Annotated in this window: 16 protein-coding genes; 9 read left to right on the forward strand and 7 right to left on the reverse strand. The window is 63.6% G+C overall.

Going from position 1 to position 20,575, the window contains the following annotated elements; all coding sequences use genetic code 11:
- Positions 1-11: 11 nt before the first annotated feature.
- Positions 12-761, reverse strand: a complete 750-nt coding sequence (locus ACO06F_RS07955; protein WP_421696153.1) for an N-formylglutamate amidohydrolase — start codon at positions 759-761, stop codon at positions 12-14.
- Positions 762-862: 101 nt separating this feature from the next.
- Here ACO06F_RS07955 and ACO06F_RS07960 point away from each other — a divergent pair, with 101 nt between their 5' ends.
- Positions 863-1,729 (forward strand): MurR/RpiR family transcriptional regulator, encoded by an 867-nt coding sequence (locus tag ACO06F_RS07960; RefSeq protein ID WP_421696154.1) that lies wholly within the window; start codon positions 863-865, stop codon positions 1,727-1,729.
- Positions 1,726-3,384 carry a choline dehydrogenase gene (betA, locus tag ACO06F_RS07965; protein WP_421696155.1) on the forward strand — a complete coding sequence of 553 codons (1,659 nt, stop codon included), beginning with the start codon at positions 1,726-1,728 and terminating at the stop codon, positions 3,382-3,384. The genes ACO06F_RS07960 and betA overlap by 4 nt, the downstream gene beginning before the upstream one ends.
- Positions 3,385-3,557: 173 nt before the next feature.
- On the opposite strand, the gene ACO06F_RS07970 is transcribed toward betA, so the two are convergent.
- Positions 3,558-4,421, reverse strand: a complete 864-nt coding sequence (locus ACO06F_RS07970; RefSeq protein ID WP_421696156.1) for a D-amino-acid transaminase — start codon at positions 4,419-4,421, stop codon at positions 3,558-3,560.
- Positions 4,422-4,526: 105 nt separating this feature from the next.
- Between ACO06F_RS07970 and ACO06F_RS07975 the strand changes: the two genes are divergently transcribed.
- The 5 genes from ACO06F_RS07975 to ACO06F_RS07995 are packed head-to-tail and all read left to right on the forward strand — an operon-like array spanning position 4,527 to position 10,440.
- Entirely contained in the window at positions 4,527-5,882 is a 1,356-nt protein-coding gene (locus ACO06F_RS07975; RefSeq protein ID WP_421696157.1) for an aspartate aminotransferase family protein, read from the forward strand.
- A gap of 16 nt (positions 5,883-5,898) precedes the next feature.
- Positions 5,899-7,278 (forward strand): glutamine synthetase family protein, encoded by a 1,380-nt coding sequence (locus ACO06F_RS07980; protein ID WP_421696158.1) that lies wholly within the window; start codon positions 5,899-5,901, stop codon positions 7,276-7,278.
- 10 nt (positions 7,279-7,288) lie between these two features.
- The gene (locus ACO06F_RS07985; protein WP_421696159.1) at positions 7,289-8,071 is read left to right on the forward strand and encodes a hypothetical protein; all 783 of its coding nucleotides are present in this window, start codon (positions 7,289-7,291) and stop codon (positions 8,069-8,071) included.
- A 1-nt stretch (position 8,072) separates the two neighbouring features.
- Positions 8,073-9,029, forward strand: coding sequence for an MBL fold metallo-hydrolase (locus ACO06F_RS07990; RefSeq protein ID WP_421696160.1), 957 nt, complete (start codon positions 8,073-8,075; stop codon positions 9,027-9,029).
- Positions 9,030-9,036: 7 nt separating this feature from the next.
- Positions 9,037-10,440 carry a sodium:proton antiporter gene (locus ACO06F_RS07995; protein ID WP_421696161.1) on the forward strand — a complete coding sequence of 468 codons (1,404 nt, stop codon included), beginning with the start codon at positions 9,037-9,039 and terminating at the stop codon, positions 10,438-10,440.
- A gap of 49 nt (positions 10,441-10,489) precedes the next feature.
- On the opposite strand, the gene ACO06F_RS08000 is transcribed toward ACO06F_RS07995, so the two are convergent.
- The 4 genes from ACO06F_RS08000 to ACO06F_RS08015 are packed head-to-tail and all read right to left on the reverse strand — an operon-like array spanning position 10,490 to position 12,804.
- A complete protein-coding gene (locus tag ACO06F_RS08000) occupies positions 10,490-10,933 on the reverse strand; it encodes a DUF1178 family protein (protein ID WP_421696162.1) in 444 nt (147 codons plus the stop codon).
- Between the two features lie 5 nt (positions 10,934-10,938).
- Complete coding sequence (locus ACO06F_RS08005) at positions 10,939-11,772, reverse strand: carbon-nitrogen hydrolase family protein (RefSeq protein ID WP_421696163.1); 834 nt, start codon at positions 11,770-11,772, stop codon at positions 10,939-10,941.
- Positions 11,769-12,035 carry a glutaredoxin 3 gene (gene grxC, locus ACO06F_RS08010; RefSeq protein WP_421696164.1) on the reverse strand — a complete coding sequence of 89 codons (267 nt, stop codon included), beginning with the start codon at positions 12,033-12,035 and terminating at the stop codon, positions 11,769-11,771. The genes ACO06F_RS08005 and grxC overlap by 4 nt, the downstream gene beginning before the upstream one ends.
- A 7-nt stretch (positions 12,036-12,042) precedes the next feature.
- Entirely contained in the window at positions 12,043-12,804 is a 762-nt protein-coding gene (locus ACO06F_RS08015) for a ComF family protein (RefSeq protein WP_421696165.1), read from the reverse strand.
- 89 nt (positions 12,805-12,893) lie between these two features.
- Between ACO06F_RS08015 and ACO06F_RS08020 the strand changes: the two genes are divergently transcribed.
- Together ACO06F_RS08020 and ACO06F_RS08025 are read left to right on the forward strand one after the other, a co-directional pair.
- Positions 12,894-13,718 carry an inositol monophosphatase family protein gene (locus ACO06F_RS08020; protein WP_421696166.1) on the forward strand — a complete coding sequence of 275 codons (825 nt, stop codon included), beginning with the start codon at positions 12,894-12,896 and terminating at the stop codon, positions 13,716-13,718.
- Entirely contained in the window at positions 13,718-14,557 is an 840-nt protein-coding gene (locus tag ACO06F_RS08025; protein ID WP_421696167.1) for a methyltransferase domain-containing protein, read from the forward strand. Before ACO06F_RS08020 ends, ACO06F_RS08025 begins: the two co-directional genes overlap by 1 nt.
- Here ACO06F_RS08025 and ACO06F_RS08030 read toward each other — a convergent pair whose 3' ends face one another.
- On the reverse strand, positions 14,558-20,392 hold the full coding sequence (locus ACO06F_RS08030) for an autotransporter domain-containing protein (protein ID WP_421696168.1): 5,835 nt from the start codon (positions 20,390-20,392) through the stop codon (positions 14,558-14,560). It abuts the gene before it with no gap.
- Positions 20,393-20,575 lie beyond the last annotated feature (183 nt).

Here is a 20,575-nt window from a genome sequence, read left to right on the forward strand (position 1 = left end):
CTCAATCATTCTTATTTGGTTGCGGCCTGAATCAGCGGCACGGACAGGCGCTGGGCCCATTCATCCTGGCCGCGCTCGGTGGCGACCAGATCATTCCTGATCTCGATCATCGCGTGTTGGAGCCCGCGGGCGAAGGCATGCATATTGAGGGTGTGGAGCACCCCATCCTTCGGGCCATAGGGCTCATTGAGCCGCGCCTCCACATTGGGAAAGCTCTTGATGAGCTTGGAGGAGAGTGCCGTGTCCCTGTCATGCAGGATACCGAGTTCAACGGCGCGCGGCTTGCCCTTGTAGATGGGCGTGAAGGAGTGGATGGAGACGACGAGCGAGCGCAGGCCCGCCGCAGCGCGCCTGTCCAGCACCAGCGAGACGCCATCGTGAAAAGGCCGGTAGATCTCGCGGGCGCGCGCCAGCCTGTCTTCCGGTGAAAGCTTGCGGTTCCCCGGAATGGCGGTGAGTTCGCTCAGCTCCGGAATGGCATCAGGCGATTCCGGGGGGCGGTTGCAATCATAGGCCAAGCGCGAATAGCGCTGCAGCAGCAACGGCGCATCGATCAGGCGCGAGAGCAAGCGGCCTACATTCTCGGCCCCGATGTCCCAGGCGATGTGGCGGTGAAGGTCTGCTTCGGAAAGACCCAAGGTTCCAAGCTTCTTCGGCAGCGTGCGCGAGGCATGCTCGCAGATGAGCACGAAGGGGGAGCGCCCCTCTTCATTGACGGCGATGAACGGGCTTTCCTCGCCCTCCTGGAGCAAAGCTCCCATGCACGAAATCTCCAGAAAACATCTGTGTTGAAGCAATGATTTCAGATTGTGCCATGCCTGTCAAATTCGTTACAGTAGCCATACGCATTCGGGAGAAGCATATGCCGCCGCAACGCGCCACCACTGTTGCCGAAAGACTGCGCCTGATGTCAGGAGAGCTGACCGCCGCGGAGCGCAAGCTCATGGCGGCGCTCTTCGCCAATTATCCGATGGCGGGCTTAGGCTCCATCACGGACTTTGCGCGTGAGGCCGATGTCTCCACCCCCTCTGTGCTGCGGCTTGCAAAGAAGCTGGGCTTTTCCGGCTTCCCCTCTTTCCAGGAAGAGCTGCGCTCGGAGCTTTCCGCCCAGCTGCAGAACCCCATTGCCAAGCATGACCGGTGGGCCGCGGATGCGCCGGACACCCACATCCTGAACAAGTTTGCAACCGCCGCGATGGAGAACCTCTCGGGATCCCTCAAGCTCATGGACCACCGCGCCTTCGACGCGACGGTGGCGCTGCTGGCGGACCGCAAGCGCCGCATCCATGTGGCGGGCGGGAGGATCACCGGGGCCATTGCCGCCTACCTCGCCACGCATCTGCAGATGGCGCGGCCGGGGGTGAGCCTGCTGCCGCCCACCCAATCCTTCTGGCCGCAATATCTGCTCGATATCGGCAAGCAGGATGTGATCTTGTTCTTCGATATCCGCCGTTATGACGCGCGCATGCTGGAATTTGCCGCTTCCGCCCGAGATCGCGGCGCCAAGGTCGTGCTCATTACCGATCAGTGGATTTCCCCAATCGCGAGACTCGCCGTGCATTCCCTTCCCCTCCGCATCGAAGCGCCGTCCAGCTGGGACTCGAACATCGTGCCGCTGTTCGTGGCCGAATCCCTTGTGGCCGCCACCGTCAACGCCTCCTGGCGTGAGACGGAGGCGCGCATTGCGGAGCTCGAAACCCTGTCGGACAGCGGGCGCCGCAACAAATGACGGAGACGTTCGACTATGTGATCGTGGGCGCAGGCTCCGCCGGCTGCGCCCTGGCCTACCGGCTTTCGGAAGACGGCAAGAACAGCGTCTGCGTGCTGGAGTTCGGCGGCAGCGACCGCGGGCCCTTCATCCAGATGCCGTCCGCCCTGTCCTACCCCATGAACATGAAGCTCTATAATTGGGGCTTTGAATCCGAGCCGGAGCCGGGCCTCGGCGGGCGGAGGCTGGCGACGCCGCGGGGCAAGGTGGTTGGCGGCTCATCCTCCATCAACGGCATGGTCTATGTGCGGGGCCACGCCAAGGATTTCGACGGCTGGGAAGAGATGGGTGCGAAGGGCTGGGGCTTCCGCCATGTGCTGCCCTATTTCAAGCGCCAGGAAACGAGCCATGGCGGGGAAGATGGCTGGCGCGGCACATCTGGCCCCCTGCATGTGAAGCGGGGGCCGCGCGACAACCCGCTGTACCAGGCCTTCATCGAAGCAGGCCAGCAGGCGGGCTACCCCGTGACGGAGGATTACAACGGCCGCGCCCAGGAAGGCTTCGGCCCGATGGAGATGACGGTTCACAACGGCATCCGCTGGTCCGCCGCCAATGCCTACCTGAAGCCCGCGCTGAAGCGAGGCAATGTGAAGCTCATCACCCATGCCTTCGCGCACAAGGTGCTGCTGGAGGGCAAGCGGGCCGTGGGGGTCGCCTATGATGTGGGTGGAGACCTGCGGCAGGTGAAGGCGCGGCGCGAGGTGATCATTGCGGCCTCATCCATCAATTCGCCCAAGCTGCTGCAAATGTCCGGGATCGGCGCGCCGGAGGTTTTGAAGGCGGCGGGGATCGGCGTGGCGCATGCGCTGCCGGGTGTGGGCGAGAATTTGCAAGACCATCTGGAGATTTACTTCCAGATAAAGTCCAAGGAGCCGGTGACGCTTTATTCCAAGCTCAACTGGTTTTCGAAGGGGCTGATCGGGGCCGAGTGGCTGTTCTTCAAGTCGGGGCTCGGCACGACCAATCATTTCGAGAGCTGCGGCTTCATCCGCTCCGCCGCAGGGATCGAGTATCCCGATATACAGTATCACTTCCTCCCGGCCGCCATGCGCTATGACGGGAAGGCAGCGTTTGCGGGCCACGGCTTTCAGGTTCACGTGGGGCCGATGCGGGCAAAATCCCGCGGCTTCGTCCGTGTGCGGAGCAAAGAAGCGCGCGAGGCGCCGCGGATCCTGTTCAACTACCTGACCCACGCCGATGACCTGCCGGAGTGGCGGCGCGCCGTGAGACTGACGCGTGAACTGTTCCAGCAGCCCGCCATGCAGCGCTATGCGGCAGAGGAAATCCAGCCCGGGCACAAGGTTTCGAGCGACGAGGAGATCGACGCCTTCATCCGCCAGCATTGTGAGAGTGCCTATCACCCCTGCGGCACCTGCAAGATGGGATCGCTGGCGGACCCGATGGCGGTGGTTGACCCGGAATGCCGGGTGATCGGCATTGACGGCCTGCGGGTGGCGGATTCTTCCATCATGCCGCAGGTGACCAATGGCAACCTCAATGCGCCGACGATCATGATCGGCGAGAAGGCCAGCGACCATATATTGGGGAAGGACCCGCTGCCGCCATCAAACCAGGAGCCGTGGATCAATCCGGACTGGATGGTGAGCCAGAGGTAGCGGGATTCGCTCTGGTCCGCACCAATTCACCTGGCCCGGGCGAAGGCGGGAGGGCGCACGAAGTTGGTGGAGCGGAACTTATTCCTTGACTTTATTCCTAGTCTGTGCTATATGTCAATCAGACGTGCCTGCTGCTGATTGACATTGTGAATCTGTTTTCGGGGCTGCGGCGCTTACGCCCCGGCTTCCTGGAGGAAGAGCGCGCGCAGCTTGCGGACCACGGGGCCGGGCTGGCCGCCGCCGATGCGTTTGCCGTCGATTTCCACGATGGGCATGACGAATTGCGAGGCCGAGGTGAGGAAGGCTTCATCCGCCGCGTAAGCCTCTTCCACGGTGAACTTGCGCTCGACGATCTCAACACCTTCCTCGCGCGCCAGGCGGAACAGGGCGCGCCTGGTGCAGCCGGCGAGGATTTCATTCGAGAGGCCACGGGTGATGACCTTGCCGTCCTTCACGATATAGGCGTTGGATGAGGTGCCTTCAGTCACGAAGCCATCCTCCACCATCCAGCCTTCCTGGGCACCCTGCTCGTAAGCCGCCTGCTTGCCGAGGACGGGAGCCAGAAGCATCACCGTCTTGATGTCCCGCCTCGCCCAGCGCAAATCCGGCGTGGTGACGACCTTGACGCCGGTGACTGCATTGGGGTTGTCGACAAGGCTCATCGCCTGGGTGAAGGCGATGAGGGTTGGCTTCACCGGGACCTTGGGGAAGTTGAAGGTGCGGTCTGCGCTCCCACGCGTCACCTGCATGTAGATGATGCCTTCCGTAAGGTCATTCCGGTGGATCATCTCCTGGTGCATGGTGTCCAGCTCCGCGCGGGTGCAGGGCCATTCCATGCGGAGTTCGCTCAAGGACCGGCCGAGGCGCTCCATGTGGGCGGGGTAATCGACCAGCCTGGCGTTGACCACCGCGCTCACTTCGTAAACGCCATCGGCAAACAGGAAGCCGCGATCGAAGATCGAGACTTTTCCCTGGTCTTCCGGAAGATATTCGCCGTTGACGAAGACGGTGCGGGGCATGCGCTGAAGCTCCTTCATGGTGCAGCGCTTCTAAACACGATTCCCGGCCTAAATCCACGGGGGTTGTGGCCGATTGCCGGGGCGGGTAGGAGAGAGCCAACGTCCACAGCCACACAGGATATCATGGCGCGTCACATTCCGGAGGCAGCGATAAAGGCCATGCTGGCCCGCGAAGAGGCCCTCTTCACCCAGCGCAACCCCACTTCGAAACAGCTTTCGGAAGAGGCTCGCCAGAACTGGCTGAAGGGCGTGCCCATGCATTGGATGGTGGATTGGGGAACGCCTTTCCCGCTTTTCGTGACCAGGGCTGAAGGCGTGGATGTGACCGACGCCGACGGCAACAGCTACGTGGACTTCTGCTTGGGCGACACCGGCGCCATGTTCGGCCATTCACCACCCGCCGTGGTGGACGCCCTGCAGCGCGAGGGAGCCCATGGCCTGACCACCATGATGCCGTCTCCCGATGCGGCGGTGGTGGGGAGGCTGCTGGAAGAGCGCTTTGGCCTCCCGTGCTGGCAGGTGACGGCGACAGCCTCTGACGCCAACCGCGCGGTGATCAAATGGTGCCGCGCGATTTCCGGGCGAAAGAAGATCCTGGTTTTCAACCACTGCTACCATGGGGCGGTCGACGACACGTACGTGACCATTGATGGGGGAACCCCCCATGCGGACCCGGCCCTGATCGGCGAGGTGCGCGACCTTACCCAGTTCACCAAGGTCGTCGAGTTCAACGACATTCCGGCGCTGGAGGCCGCACTGGCGGAGCGTGACGTGGCTTGCGTTCTGGCCGAGCCTATCATGACCAATGTCGGCATGGTGCTTCCCGATGACGGCTACCACGCTCAGCTGCGCGAGATCACCAGGCGCACGGATACGCTGCTGGTGCTGGACGAGACGCATTGCATGTCTTCGGGCCCTGGCGGCTACACGTGGGAACACGGGCTTCAACCCGATGCGCTGGTGCTCGGAAAACCGATTGCCGGTGGCATTCCCGCGGCGGTTTATGGTTTTTCGCAGGAGGTGACGGACCGCATCCGCACATTCCTGGAGACGCGCACGCCTGGTCATTCCGGGATCGGCACCACGCTTTCAGGCTCCAAAATCCAGCTGGCGCTGATGCGCGCGGTGCTGGAAAATTACTTCACCGAGGAGGCTTTCGGACCCCTCATCGCCCTCGCAAGGCGGCTTGAGAAGGGAATTGCCGACGTTATCATCAAACATGGCGTGCCGTGGCACGCCGTCCGTGCCGGTGCCCGGGTGGAGTTCATGTGCACTCCCGAAAGGCCCCGCAATGGCGGCGAAGCGCACCTGGTGATCCACCGGCCAATTGACGAGGCGGTGCATCACTACCTTCTCAATCGCGGGGTGATTGTCACCCCATTCCACAACATGATGCTCATCTGCCCGGCAACGACCGCGGCGCATGTGGACCAGCTGGTCGAAGGACTTGACCGCTGCCTGCATGAATTGATGAGCTGAGACGGAGCACGACAGAATGACACTGGTATTTCCCCGCCGCGGCGCCGAAGCGCAGGCCTTCCTCGACCAGAACCCCGACATTGAAAGCGTGCATGTGGTATGGACCGACATGTGCGGTGTTGCCCGCGGCAAGGTGCTGCGCCGGGATGAAGTGGTGCCGGCCTGGAAGGACGGGCGCTTCATGCCGATCTCGGCGCTGGTTCTCGATGTGACCGGACAGGACGTGCCCGAAACCGGCCTCGTCTTCGACGAAGGCGACCGCGACATGCTGATGTGGCCGGTGCCGGGCTCCATGGTGCGGGTTCCCTGGGCGCATGTGCCCACTGCACAGTATCTGGCCGCTGTGCATGACCTTGACGGCACGCCGCATTATGCGGACCCCCGCAATGCGCTGGAAAAGATCGTGAAGCGCTTCGAGACCGAGCTGAAGATGAAGCCCGTCGGTGCCGTCGAGCTCGAATTCTTCCTGATGGACCGGGCCTCGGCGCTGGCCGGAAAGCCGATGGCGCCCAAGTCCCTCATCAACGAGGCGCGCCCGCAGCATTACCAGGCCTATTATATTCAGGACACGGAGGATTTCGCGCCCTTCTTCAAGGATCTCTATGCCATGTGCGAGATCCAGGACCTGCCGGCGAAGACGCTGATTTCCGAATATGCGCCGGGGCAGATGGAGATCGTGCTGAGGCACCGGGCGGACGTTCTGAAGGCGTGCGACGAAGGCATCATGCTGAAGCGGCTGATCAAGAACGTGGCGGAGAAGCATGGGCTTGCCGCCACCTTCATGGCCAAGCCCTACTCCGCCTGGACGGGCTCCGGCATGCATATTCATGTCTCACTCGGGGACGAGGACGGCAATAACCTGTTTGCCGCGGAAGACCCCACGCAGAACGAGCTGCTGATGCATGCCATCGGCGGCCTCAAGGCGGCTATGGCGGAATCGATGCTGATCTTCGCGCCCAACGCCAATTCCTACCGGCGCTTCCGGCGCAACTCCTATGCGCCGGTTTCAGCTTCGTGGGGGATCAACAACCGGACCGTCTCCTTGCGCATTCCGGCGGGCCCGCCGAAGTCCTGCCACATCGAGCACCGGCCCTCGGGTGCCGATGCCAACCCCTATCTCGTGATGGCGGCGATCTTGGCTGGCATGCATTACGGCATCACCGAGAAGGCTGACCCGGGGAACCCCGTCAACGGCAATGGCTATGAGCGCCGCGCCAAGTATATTCCCGGCAACTGGTTCGACGCCATTGACGCCTTCTGGCGGGCTTCGATCCTGAAGGAATATTTCGGCAAGGAGTTCGTGGATACCTATTGCACGCTGAAGGAAGTTGAGGCTGACCGCTTCTATGCTGAACCGACGGCGCGCGATTTCGAATGGTATCTGAGGACGGTGTAAGCGAGACGCGATGAGAGTTCCACCCGACGTTCTCTATGAACTGCAGCCGCCGCTGATCTTCCTGATCGTGCTGGTGAGCGTGGGCGCGGTGGCGCTGGTGATCCAGCTGCTGCTGCGCATCAACCGCGTGGCGAAGGCGGCGCCGGCGCTGGGGAACATGTCGACCGCGGTGTGCACCATCTCGGGCGCCATCTTCGGCCTCTCCATGACCTTCCTCGCCAATGCCGTGTGGAACACCGAGGACAAGGCACGCGAGGCGGTGAACACCGAGGCGCGCGCCATCCGGGTGATGGACCTCTACATGGATTCTCTCACCACCCCGGCTTATGACGGCATGTCCAGGCTCATCATCGATTATGGCCGCGCCGTTGCGGGCGAGTGGGACCATATGAGCGAGGATGACTATGGCTCGCCCGCCGAGCTGGCGCTTCGCGCCATTTATGGTGCGGTGATCAAAGGGCTGGCGGAGGGCGAACAGAACCGGCTGCTGCAGCAGCGCCTGCTCACATCGCTCGACGAAGTCTCCATTGCCAGGCAGCAGCGGCTTTCGATTGCCGAGAATTATGTGAGCTTGAGCCAGTGGACATTGGTGACGGTGCTGGGGGTGGTGCTGCTCTTCGTGGTGACCATGAGCCACGCGCCCTTTCCGCTGGCGCGGCGCGTGTCAGTGGGAGCGATCGTTCTTGCGATCAGCGTGATGCTCTATGTGATCCTGCTCCATGACCGGCCCTTCATCGGCTATGCGGCGCAATCCGCGGAGCCGATCCTGAAGGCAACGGGTGCGATGCCGTGAGATGGTGAAGCTGCTGCATGATGGGCGGCGGTTCCGCATTGAGGGGCATCGCGGCCAGGCGGGGTTTCGCGAGCTGCTGAAGTGGCAGATGAATGGTGAACGAGCGCGCTGGCCCTCTCACGCCGGGAACCAAACCTTCGCGGCACCGCCGGAACAGGTGGAAGGCGAGGCGCTGAAAGCCACATGGATCGGGCATTCGACGGTGCTGCTGCAGACGGACGGCATCAATATTCTCACCGATCCCTTTCTCTCTTCGCGGGCGAGCCCCGTGGCCTTCGCGGGGCCGAAGCGGGCGCGGGCACCGGCGCTGACGGCAGAGACGCTGCCCAGGATCGACCTGATCCTGTTGAGCCACAATCATTATGACCACATGGATTTGCGCGCGCTCCGCCAGATCTCACGGTTGCATCAGCCCCATGTGGTGACGCCGGTGGGCAATGCGCGCTGGATCAGGCGGGCGTCTTCAACCTTCAAAATCGACGAGCTGCAATGGGGCGAGTCCACCGTGACCGGCGGGTTGCGCATTCACCTGACGCCGGCGCTGCACTGGTCCAAGCGCGGGCTGTTCGATGCCAACACGGCGCTGTGGGGCGCCTTCGTGGTGGAGGCGCCGGGAGGCCACATTTATTTCGCAGGCGACACAGGGTTTGGCACAGGTGCGACCTTTTCTGCCGTGCGGGAACGTTTCGGGCGCCCGCGGCTTTCGCTTCTGCCGATCGGCGCTTATGAGCCGCGCTGGTTCATGGCGCCGCAACACATGAACCCGGATGAAGCGGTGAAGGCGCACCGGCTGCTTGACAGCCGCACCAGCCTCGCCATTCACCACGGGACCATTCAGCTGACGGACGAAGCAATCGGCGCGCCGGCGGCGGCGCTGGCGACGGCGCTGACGGATCAGGCCGTTGACCCTTCCCGCTTCCTCGTGCCTGATGCGGGTGCCGTGGTGACCATTGATTGAGGATTGGATGAGACGTCTGCCCTGGGCTCTGAGCCTTCTGCTTTTCTCCGCTGCGCCCGCCTTTGCCGCGGAAGGCCTCGACGGCAAGACGCTGGGCCTTGCGTGGGCCATTCCGTTTCTCGGCATGTTGCTGTCAATCGCGGTGATGCCGCTGGTGGCGGGGCGCTTCTGGCACCACAACCGGGGCAAGGTGGCGGCGTTCTGGGCGCTGCTCGCCTTGATTCCCATCGCCTTGGGCCACGGCATCGGAACGGCAAGCCAGGCCGTGGTGCATACGGCCTTTCTGGAATATATTCCGTTCATCCTGCTGCTGCTGGCGCTGTTCACGGTGGCGGGCGGAATCGTGATCCGCGGCAATCTGAAGGGGGCACCGGGCCTCAACACCATTCTTCTGGCGATTGGTGCAGGGCTTGCGAGCATCATCGGCACGACGGGCGCGGCGATGATCATGATTCGCCCGGTGATGCGGGCGAATGATGACCGCAAGCGCAATGTGCATGTGATCGTGTTTTTCATTTTCCTGGTGGCCAATGCAGGCGGTGCGTTGACGCCCTTGGGCGACCCGCCGCTGTTTCTGGGCTTCCTGCGCGGCGTCGACTTCTTTTGGCCCACCGTGCATCTGTTCTGGCCTGCCGCCCTCATCATCGGCGCGCTGCTGGCCGGCTTCTATGCGCTGGACAGTCATATCTATGCCAAGGACGGGCATAAATGGCTGGACCCGACACCGCCGCGCGAGATCTCGATTTCGGGTGGGATCAATTTCCTGCTGATCCCGGCGATCATCGGGGTGATCCTGCTGTCCGCCACGGTGGAGTGGGGAGAGGTGACCATTCACGGCACGCATGTGGCAGTGGCGAGCCTGTGCCGCGATGCGGCCTTCGTGGCGATCGTGGCGCTTTCGCTTTTCTTCACGCCCGCCACCAGCCGCAGCGAGAACAGCTTCAGCTGGGAGCCGATTTCGGAAGTGGCGGAGCTCTTCGCCGGGATCTTCATCACCATCATCCCCGTGCTGGCCATGCTGCAGGCGGGAACGGAGGGTGCCTTCGCGCCGCTCGTTGCTCTGGTGCAGGGACCGGGCGGTGCGCCGGACAATCTTGCCTATTTCTGGATCACCGGAGGCCTCTCCTCCTTCCTCGACAATGCGCCGACCTATCTGGTGTTCTTCGAGCTTGCTGGCGGCGACCCGCAACGCCTGATGACGGAAGGTGCGACGACGCTTGCGGCCATTTCCGCAGGTGCTGTGTTCATGGGTGCCAACACCTATATCGGGAACGCGCCCAACTTCATGGTCTATGCAATTGCGCGGGACGGCGGCGTGAAGATGCCGGGCTTCTTCGGCTACATGCTGTGGTCCAGCGTGATCCTGCTGCCGCTGTTCGCGGTGGTGTCAATCGTGTTCTTTGCGGGGTAGCAAAGTCGTACCCTTCTCCCGTTACGGAACGGACTGGGAGAAGGGAAAATCAGTTGCCGTCTTCAGGCAGGCGCGGGAGGGGGTGGACGATGATGCCTTCCTCGATCAGGGATTTGGCGTCCTCGGCGCTGGCCTCTCCATAGATGCCGCGCTGTTCGGTTTCCTCATAATGGATCTTGCGCGCTTCCTCGGCGAAGCGGGGGCCGACATATTCGGCGTTTTCCTGAACATGCTTGCGCATTTCACGCACCATGCCGATGAGCTGCGTGAGGCGGGGGTCCACGGGACCAGCCACCATTGTGTTCGGCTGATCAGCCTTGCGGTTGGCTTTCGCCGGAATGCCCGGCGCCATCAGCTGCTTCTCGACCTTGGCCGAGCCGCAGACGGTGCAGGAGACGAGGCCTTGGGAGGCCTGCGCATCATAGGTGCTGCTGTCTCGAAACCAGCCATCGAAATCGTGGCCCTGGTCGCAGGTGAGATCATAGTGAATCATATCAATCAGGTAACAATCGCCGACACGGGATTCAAGAATGGCACGTCCAGGTAAACCGCCGGTATCCGCGCCCGGGCGAGATCCGCCTCGGAGAGATCAATCTCCGCCATCACGATGCCGGGATCGGTTCCGGCCTCCGCCAGCACCTCGCCCCAGGGCGAGACGATGAGGGAGTGGCCATAGGTTTCCCGCCCTGTCTCGTGGCGGCCGCCCTGGGCTGCCGCCAGAACGAAGCTTCCGGTTTCAATCGCCCGCGCCCGGAGCAGCACATGCCAATGGGCCTGCCCTGTGGGAACCGTGAAGGCCGAGGGCACGGTGATGAGCTTGGCGCCGGCCTGCGCCAGCGTGCGGTAAAGCTGGGGAAAGCGCATGTCATAGCAGATGGTGAGGCCGATCACGCCGAAGGGCGTTTCCACCAGCGCCGCGCGATCACCACCCTGATAGGCATGGGATTCCCGCAGGGTTTCGCCCGTGGGAAGATCGACATCGAAGAGATGGATCTTGTCATAGCGGGCGGCAATCGACCCATCGGGCGCGAAGAGCAGCGAGCGGTTTACGAGCTTGTCCCCTGCACCTTTGAGCGCCAGAGAGCCGATGTTGAGCCAGAGGCCCAGCTCCTGGGCGAGTGCCGCGAAACGGCGGACGCTCTCATCCTCCGTCTCAAGCCGCGCGAGGGATTTCAGGCGTGGGCGGTCCGGCTCAAGAATATTGGTCATCTCAGGCGTCGAGACGAAGCTGGCGCCCTTCGACCTGGCCTCGCGGATCAAGTCAGACGCTGCATCCACGTTCCGGGCCATGTCCGGCCCCGAGCGCAGCTGGACGAGGGCGGTGCTGATCACTGCGGCTGGAGCAGCGGGTCAAGCGCGCCGCGCCGGTCCAGCTCATGAATGTCGTCGGAGCCGCCCACATGCATCTCGCCGATGAAGATCTGCGGCACGGTGCGGCGGCCGCTGGCGCGGATCATCATCTGATGGCGCAAGGTGGGGTCCTGCACGTCAATCTCTTCGAAGGGGGCGCCTTTCTTCTTCAGCAGCGCCTTGGCGGCGTGACAGTAAGGGCAGTAGGGCGTGGTGTAGATGGTGATTTTGGGCTGCGCTGTCATGATGCCGTTAAATATGAGGCCTCGATGGCAAGTGGACAAGAGCGAAGGTCAGGAGGTCCACCCGCCCTGCCCCGGCCTTCCTGAGCGCCAGGGCGCAGGCTTCCGCCGTTGCCCCCGTGGTGCGCACGTCATCGATCAAGAGGACCGATTTTCCGGCTATGGCCTGCAGCCTGTCCGGGTGGAGCTGGAAGGCACCTTTGACGTTCCGCTGCCGCTCGGCCTGGTCAAGACCGACCTGGGCTCTGGTGCGCCGGGCGCGCAGCAGCACATCGGACCGCCAAGGCTTGGCCGCGTGCTTCGCAATCCGCTGGGCCAGAAAGGCCGACTGGTTGAAGCGCCGCTGCCACAGCCTGAAGCGGTGGAGCGGAACCGGGAGGATCACATCCGCCTCGGCGATGAGCCGCCGCCCGGCACGCGCCATCATGCGGGCCATGAGGTGGCCTGCTTCCGGGTTATCCCGATATTTCAGCGCATGGACGAGTCTTGCCGCCTCATCCTCGAAGAGGACGGCGGCGCGCGCCCTGTCCCAGGCGGGCGGGTCCGCCAGGGCCTGGGCCGAGACGGCAGACGACCCCTGATCATAGGCAAAGGGCGTGCCCAGGGCATTGCAGACCGGATCATCGATGTGGCGGAGCTTTTCCCAGCAGGAAACGCAGAGGCTTGCAGGCTCTCCCAGCGGCGTGTTGCACAGAAGGCAGAGGCTGGGGGTGACGATATCCACAAGACCGCGCCACAGGCGGGCCGGAAGCTGGGTGAGCGCTATCTCCATGACGCAAGGCTAGCATGACTTGGGGGAACCGTGGATTCAAGCCTGCATTTGGTTTAACAGCGGCCGCGAAACATGACCCCGGAGTTCCGATGCATTTCTCCCGCGCCGATCTCGACCGCCTGTCCGCCATTCTGGCCGAAGCCGCCGAAACCCACATCATGCCGCGCTTCCGCAGCCTTGAAGATGGCGGCATCCGCGAAAAGACAGGCGCCCTCGACCTGGTGACCGATGCCGATGAACAATCGGAATGGATGATCCGCGATCTTTGCGCCCAGGCGTTTCCCGAGGCGCTGTTCGTGGGCGAGGAATCAGTGGCGCGGGACAAGAGCCTGCTCACCAAGATCGGCGATGCGGACCTTGCCATCATCGTGGACCCGGTTGACGGCACATCGAACTTCGCCTGGGGGCTGCCGCTGTTTGGCGTGATGGCGGCAGTGGTGGCAAAGGGCGAGACGGTTGCCGGGCTCATCTATGATCCGGTGGGGCGGGACTGGCACAAGGGCCTCAAGGGTCAGGGTGCCTGGGGCGAAAGCGTGAATGGCCGCACCCGCGAGCTGAAGGTGGCGAAGCCCGATCAACTGTCCGAGATGACCGGGCTTTCCTCCTGGTACCTGATGCCGGAGCCCCAGCGCTCGCGGACGGTGGCGAACCTCGCCAAGACCAAGGCCTGCTTCAACTACCGCTGTGCGGCCTATGAGTATCGCCTGATCTCGGAAGGCCTGGTGCATTTCTCGCTGCATTACACGCTGATGCCATGGGACCATGCGGCGGGCGTGCTGATCCACCAGGAGGCGGGTGGCTATTCCGCACTTCTGGACGGCAGCCCCTATGATGCGGCGAAGCATATGGGCGGCATCATCTCAGCACCTGACCGCGCGACCTATGATCTGATCAAGCACGAGCTCGTCGGCTGATGACGGGCGCACCGCCGCTGTTCGACCGCGCGCTTGTTGCTGCCCGCGCTGCCGCCAGGCGGGGCGTGGACCCCAACATCCTGACGCGCACCATTGCCGAGGAGCTGGTTGAACGCCTGAGCTTCGTGAACCGCCGCTTCGCGCGCGTGCTGCTGATTGCGGCGGAGCCCGAGGCCATTGCAGCGCGGCTGCAGGAAGGTGGCCAGGTCAAGGACGTTGACACGAGGACTCCCTCCGCCTCCGACCACCTGGAGCTGCCTGACGGCCAGTATGATGGCGTGTTCAGCGTGCTGGATCTGCAGACCTTCAATGATGTTCCCGGCGCGCTGATCCAGATGCGGCGTGCGCTGAAGCCCGATGGCCTGCTTCTGGCCTGCCTGTTTGCGGGCGAAACGCTGACCGAACTCCGCCAGTCATGGCTTGCCGCCGAGGCTGCCGTTTCAGGCGGCGTCTCGCCCCGCGTGGCGCCGATGATCGACGTTCGCGAGCTGGGCGGGCTCCTGCAGCGCGCAGGCCTCGCCCTTCCGGTGGCGGACCTTGACCGCACCATCGTGCGCTATGCCGATGCTGTGGCGCTGATCCACGAGATCCGCGCGCTGGGGCTTTCCAACAATCTGGTCGGACGCTCACGCATACCCGTCAGCCGGCGGCTGATGGGTGCCGCGATCAACCACTATCAGCAGAATTTCACCGACCCCGACGGCCGCATCCGCGCCACTGTGGAAATCGCCTGGATCACCGGCTGGGCCCCGCATGAAAGCCAGCAGCAACCGCTGAAGCCGGGAAGTGCGAAGGCAAGACTCGCCGATGCGCTGAAGGTGGAGGAGAAGAAACTCTGATCAGAAGGTGAAGTTCAGGTTGGCGCGCAGGCCTTGGTTCTGGGTGTCTTGGCTGAACTGGCCGGTGTACCAGATGCCGAAGGCGCCTTCGCCCGGGGCTTCTATGGTGAGGCCTGCTTCGAGCACGGCGGCGTCCCCGGCGGAAGGAACGCCCTGGATGCCGAAATCGCTGCCGCCGTCGAAGTTGAAGGTCATGTCCGGCGTGAGATCGCCCCAGCCATGCTGCCAGCCTGCCATGCCGCTGGCCTTCACATCGAGATCAAACATCTTCGCGGTGGCCGATGCGCGCAGGCCCAGTGTCGCGAGCGTCAGGCTCGTGTCCTGCGCCTCGCTGCTCAAGGCCGCGTCGCCCCCGGTTTCGGTGAAGGCGTCGCTGTCGACATTCACATGGGCGAGTGCGGCGAAAGGCTCGAAGGCCGCAGGCCCGGCGGCAAGGCTGTAACCAAGCTCGCCAAAGACCTGGGCGGCACGCGCGGTATAATCCGCCGAAAGATTGTTGGAGAAGCCGGTGAAGGCCACCTGGCGGCTGGTGGCAACATCGTTCCAGCCATAGGAGGCGCCCAGCCTCAGCCCGAGATTGTTCCAGTTCGCGCTGCCATAGGCACCAAAATCATAGCTTTCGAGGGAAGCACTGGAGTGGCGGTCATCGACCGTCACATCCGACGTGCCGTGGCCGGTGAACAGACCGATGCGGGCATTGGCGGACACGGGCATATCCGCGCCGATATAGAAGCCCTCGATTTGAGTGTCCATGGATGCCGCATTGCCATTGCCGTCATTCTCGCCCGAGGCGCCATAGCCCTCGATCCAGACGGCGCGCTCCGTGCAGCTGTCAGGCTGGGCGGCGGCGAGGACTGTGCTGCAGCGGAGGCGGCCCAGCACGGCATCGCGCAGGTAGTGTGAATCTTCCGCGATGGCGCCCGCCGTTGAGGCGTAAATCTCACCCGACAGGAGATCGAGCGCGCTGCGTGCCGCCTCAGCGCTGTCGAGTGCGCCGATCGCATCGCGGAGCTGGTTGCTGGCCGGGAGGCTGCTTATGCCGTCCGCGGTGGCATTCTGGTTCGGCGTCAGGGCCACATCGGCGAAGTCACGGATCTGCACCACCTTCAGCAGCACGGCATTGGCTTCATAAACAGTCTCGAGCTGATAGAACTCCGAGACCGCCGTATCACCGGTGAGAAGGTAGGTTCCACTCACCCCGCCGGCCGCCGTCAGCACGGTGTAGACATCATTGATGCTATGGACGCTGGTGCTGAGGTTGGTGACATTGAGCACGGCACCACTGTCCAGTGTCGCGGCACCACCCACCGCGATCAGATCCGACAGCAAGCCTTGCGGGACGAGCCCTGCCTGATAGGTGGAGCCTGCGAACTGACGGTAATTGCCTGTGACGGTGAGTGTGGCCGCATCGCTGCCCGTGGCACTTCCGGGCGTGACGGTGGAGCCGTCCTCAGCCGCGATGCCACCGACGCTGCCCGTGCCCGACAGCACCGTTCCGGCCTGCGCCGTGAGCATGCCGCCCAGCGCGCCACTGATCGCAAGGCCGCCCGTGGCCAGCGTGGTGGTGCCTGTGAAAGCGGATGAGTTTCCGCTGAGCGCCAGCGTGCCCGCGCCATTTTTGGTGAGGCTGCCTGCACCGGAGATCGCACCGGCAAAGACGCTGTCATTGGCGCGGTCGAAGATGAGCTGCCCATTGTTGGCGATGGAGCCGCCGAACGCACCGCTCGCAGCGCCATCCCCCACCTGGAAAGTAGCGCCAGAGAGGATGGCTGTGTTGCCAAGGAAGCCGGAGGAATCTCCGCTGAGCACCAGCGTACCCGTACCATTCTTGGCAATGCTGCCCGCACCGGAGATCGCACCGGCAAAGACGCTGTCATTGGCGCGGTCGAAGATGAGCTGCCCATTGTTGGCGATGGAGCCGCCGAACGCACCGCTCGCAGCGCCATCGCCCACCTGGAAAGTAGCGCCAGAGAGGATGGCTGTGTTGCCAAGGAAGCCGGAGGAATCTCCGGTCAGCAGCGTCCGGCCATTCTCGGCACGGATGCTGCCCGCGCCGGATATGGCGGCAGACAGCAGATAGGCGCTGTCCGTGTGGTTGAGGACGAGCGTGCCAGTCCCGCTGCCGAACCCGATGTTGCCGGTGGTCAGGGTCCCTGCCTGTGCCGCCGCAGCGCCCGCCGCAGCGCCAATGTTCAGTGTGCCCGTGGAGCCGGCCTGATCCGCGATGCGGAGGCCGGCGGCGCTGAGCTCGCCCAGGCTCGACAGGGTTACCGTGCCAGTCCCGGCATTGCCGATGGTCAGATCCCCGCTGATGGTCCAGCGTGAGCCGCTCCCATCGACGCGTGCAGTGCCAGTGGTCGCCGCTTCATTCCCGAGTTTTGCCACTGCAGTTGAGGCGGTGCCGCCAGAAAGGATCTGCAGCGCGCCGATTCCCCCGTCGCCGATGTATTGGAAGCCGGTGCTCGACAGGGTGGAGCCCGTACCTGTCACAGTCACGGCTCCCGTTGACCCGGTGCGAGCGCCTGCGTGCAGGCCGGCGCCGGAGAAGCTGCTTCCGCTTTCGATTATGAGCGTTCCGCTAGACCCTGCATTGGTGCCGACGAGGTTCGTCTCGGCGCTGGCCACCGCGCCGTTGGAGAGCGTAAAAATGCCTGTGCCATCAATGCTGACATACAGTTCTTTGGCGGTCGTCCATTTGGAGCCAGCGCCCGTGACAGTGACAATGCCAGTGGCACTTGCGTAGTTGGCCAGCGAGGCAATATTCGTGACGACCTCGCCCTGGTCTGCAACCGTGAGGGTTCCGTTTCCGAGGAGGCCCACATTCATGACCGATGTGCCGGTCCAGCGCGAGCCAGCACCGCTGACTGTCGCAACGCCCACGCCGCCGATATAGTGTCCGAGCCGCAATGTTCCCCCGGTGACGTTGCCGCCATCAAGGATTTCCAGAGAGCCATAGCCGCTAACACCAATGAATTGTGCGCTCGTGCTGGTCAAACTTGAGCCCGCGCCTGTGACTGTGATGGCCGATGTCGAACCGGCAACGTATCCCGATGTCAGGTTCGTACCTGAAAAGGTGCCACCGCTTTCAATCCTGAGCGATCCGTTAGAACCTGCCACATTCCCAACATTCACTGTGAGGGCGCTGGCGGCGCCCAGATTGGACACAGTGAGTGTGCCCTTGCCCGCATTGCCGATGGTCAAGTTTCCGCCGACAGTCCACTGCGATCCCTGCCCGCTGACGAGAACGTTGCCCTGGGAGCCCGCATCATTGCCGACAGAGGCTGCGGACGCAGAAGCAGTGGCGCCTGACAGGACCTTCAGCGAGCCCGTGCCTGCTCTGCCGATGGACTGAGAGACCGTGCTCGTCAAAGCCGAGCCTTGGCCGGTGACGGTGATCGACCCCGCCGTTCCCGTGTTCAAGCCTGCCGTAACATTGGCGCCCGAGAAGCGGCTTCCGCCATTGATGGTAAGCGTTCCATTGGCGCCGGTGTTGGTGCCAGCGAAGCTGTCTGCGGTTTCGGCGGTGGCGCCATTCGAGAGCGTAAACGCGCCGGTGCCGTAAAGGCCGATGAGCAGATTACCCGTGCTCGTCCACTTGGACCCCGCACCCGTGACCGTGACCGAGCCGAGGGCATTGGCGCTATTGCCGAAGGAGCCTTCTCGGGTGCTGACTTCTCCCCCATTGTCAACCGTGAGGGTTCCGCGTGCGGAACCGTTGCGGGCGACAAACAGGTAGTTCGTGCCGGTCCAGCGCGAACCAGCGCCGCTGACGAGTGCGGTGCCGACGCCACCGGTGTTTGATCCGATCTCCCCCGTTCCCCCGCTGAGGCTACCGCCCGCCAGGATTTGCAGTGAGCCGGTGCCGGCGACGCCAATATACTGGGTTCCCGTGCTGGTCCAGCTTGACCCTGTGCCCGAAACCGTGACGCTTCCGCTGGAGCCTGCGGCATTGCCTACAAAGCTCGTCGCCAGGTTGAGCGCACCTCCGTTAGAAACGGCGAGCGTTCCGGTGCCGGCGTTTCCGACAATTGTGTTGCCTGAGCTGCTCCAGGACGAGCCGGCGCCGGTGACGGTCACATTGCCAGACACCCCAACCGCGTCGCCCAACGTCGTGGTTCTCGTGACGACGCTGCCGCCGTTTTCAACTCTCGCGGTTCCCGTACCCTGAAGACCCACCGTCATCGCCGAGGTGCTGGTCCATCTTGAACCCGTGCCGCTGATCAGGGCCGTGCCGCTTGAGCCTGCACCGGATCCGACGCGTGTGGTTGCGCCCGACACGGTGGCGCCATCGAGAATTTGCAACGAGGCTGTGCCGCTGGCACCGATGAATTGGTTCCCCGTGCTCGTGAGCGTGGCGCCGGCACCCGTGACGGTGACGGCCCCCATGGAACCGGAAGCACTGCCGGCTGTCAGGTTCGTGCCGGAGAAGCCGCCGCCACTTGCAATTGCGAGCGTTCCGTTTGACCCGGCCAAACTGCCAACGACGGACGTCGCGGCGCTGGCGGTGGCCTGGCTGGACACGGTGAATGCGCCGGTACCCACGACGCCGACCGTCAGGGTTCCCGTGCTGGTCCATTTGGAGCCCGCGCCGGTGACCGTGACACTGGAACTGGTGCCTGCAGTATTCGCCACGGTTGCGTTGGTGGTGGCGACCTCGCCCTGGCCTGACACGGTGAGGGTTCCACTTCCGACAACCCCGACATCGAGGCTGGTGCTGGACAAGCGGGACCCTGGGCCGTTGACGAGTGCCGTGCCTGTGGCGGTCGCTTCGTTGCCGAGCCGCGACAATGAGGCCGAGACGGTGCCGCCTGAGAGTATCTGCAGCGAGCCCGTTCCTCCGCTGCCGATGAATTGGGTTCCGGTGACCGTGAGCGCCGAGCCGGCACCCGTCACGGTCACCCCTCCGGTTGCACCTGTGAGGGTGCCTACCTGCAAGCCCGCGCCTGAGAAGCTGCCCCCACTTTCAATCGTCAGCAATCCGTTGGACCCAGCGAGCTTGCCGATGAAGCTCGTGACTGCGCTTGACGTGCCCTGGCTGGAAAGGGTGAGGCCGCCTGTGCCCGACAGGCCGAGAGTTAGGGTTGCGGAGTTTGTCCATTTGGAGCCCGCACCGGTGACCGTGGCGCTTCCGGTGCCGGCTGTGGCAACGCCCATCGTGGTATCTTTCGCAACCACCTCGCCTTGGGCGGACACGGTGACGGTTCCGCTGGCGCTGGAGCCCACCGTCATGGTGGTCGTGCTGGTCAGCCGCGAGCCCGTGCCGCTGATGAGTGCCGCGCCGCTTGAGCCCGCAGTGTTTCCAATCAGGCCCGCCGCCATGCTCGCCGTTCCGCCGGCGAGAAGCTGGAGACTGCCAGTGCCCGAATTGCCAACGGTCAGACCGGTGGAGTTGGCCCAGGCGGAGCCCGCGCCGGTGACCGTCGCGCTGCCGGTGGAACCTGCAACATCGCCAATCAGGCCTTGTGTGTCTGTCAGCTTGCCACTGCCGGTGATCGTCAGCGACGCGGTGCCGCCAGACGCCGTGCCGAGCCTGACCTGGGCGGCTGCGCCATTGACGCCGGACCCCACGACCACCGGGTTGGGCGTGATTGTATTGATCAGCGCGTTGTCGGCCGCGGCGGGAACACCACCGCTCCAGTTGCCCGCTGCCGACCAGCTGCTGCTGCTGGCGCCAGTCCAGGTTTTGTCTGCTGCCGTAGCGTAACTTGGAGTCAGTAGCGAAGCAAAGAGTACAAAGCGCCAGCCGTACGTCTGCAGAGCATGTACTTTCCCCGCCTTGAAGGCGGGCAGTTCCGCGTCGCTCGTCAAAGTGTTGCTGCCACGGGCACCGGCCAAAGTGCCCTTCTACCAGGTTTAGACTACTTTACCGCGTACAGGTTGCCGGAATCTGACGTCAAGCGAAGGTTGTAAATACTGGTATTTATGAGTCACTACGGGAACTTAGAATGTGAGCGCGGAACGCCACTGCGAGTGCTCAGTGAGACATTCTCGAAAATCAGGGGCGGATTGATTCGGCAC

The organism is Aestuariivirga sp., from assembly GCF_965227715.1.
GTDB lineage: Bacteria > Pseudomonadota > Alphaproteobacteria > Rhizobiales > Aestuariivirgaceae > Aestuariivirga.

Coding starts and splice junctions, on each gene's coding strand:
- ACO06F_RS07985 (WP_421696159.1), top strand. CDS start 7,289: ATGAGAGTTCCACCCGACGTTCTCTATGAACTGCAGCCGCCGCTGATC.
- grxC (WP_421696164.1), bottom strand. CDS start 12,035: ATGACAGCGCAGCCCAAAATCACCATCTACACCACGCCCTACTGCCCT.
- ACO06F_RS07990 (WP_421696160.1), top strand. CDS start 8,073: ATGGTGAAGCTGCTGCATGATGGGCGGCGGTTCCGCATTGAGGGGCAT.
- ACO06F_RS07960 (WP_421696154.1), top strand. CDS start 863: ATGCCGCCGCAACGCGCCACCACTGTTGCCGAAAGACTGCGCCTGATG.
- ACO06F_RS07980 (WP_421696158.1), top strand. CDS start 5,899: ATGACACTGGTATTTCCCCGCCGCGGCGCCGAAGCGCAGGCCTTCCTC.
- ACO06F_RS07975 (WP_421696157.1), top strand. CDS start 4,527: ATGGCGCGTCACATTCCGGAGGCAGCGATAAAGGCCATGCTGGCCCGC.
- ACO06F_RS08000 (WP_421696162.1), bottom strand. CDS start 10,933: ATGATTCACTATGATCTCACCTGCGACCAGGGCCACGATTTCGATGGC.
- ACO06F_RS07970 (WP_421696156.1), bottom strand. CDS start 4,421: ATGAAGGAGCTTCAGCGCATGCCCCGCACCGTCTTCGTCAACGGCGAA.
- ACO06F_RS07995 (WP_421696161.1), top strand. CDS start 9,037: ATGAGACGTCTGCCCTGGGCTCTGAGCCTTCTGCTTTTCTCCGCTGCG.
- ACO06F_RS08015 (WP_421696165.1), bottom strand. CDS start 12,804: ATGGAGATAGCGCTCACCCAGCTTCCGGCCCGCCTGTGGCGCGGTCTT.
- ACO06F_RS07955 (WP_421696153.1), bottom strand. CDS start 761: ATGGGAGCTTTGCTCCAGGAGGGCGAGGAAAGCCCGTTCATCGCCGTC.
- ACO06F_RS08020 (WP_421696166.1), top strand. CDS start 12,894: ATGCATTTCTCCCGCGCCGATCTCGACCGCCTGTCCGCCATTCTGGCC.
- betA (WP_421696155.1), top strand. CDS start 1,726: ATGACGGAGACGTTCGACTATGTGATCGTGGGCGCAGGCTCCGCCGGC.
- ACO06F_RS08025 (WP_421696167.1), top strand. CDS start 13,718: ATGACGGGCGCACCGCCGCTGTTCGACCGCGCGCTTGTTGCTGCCCGC.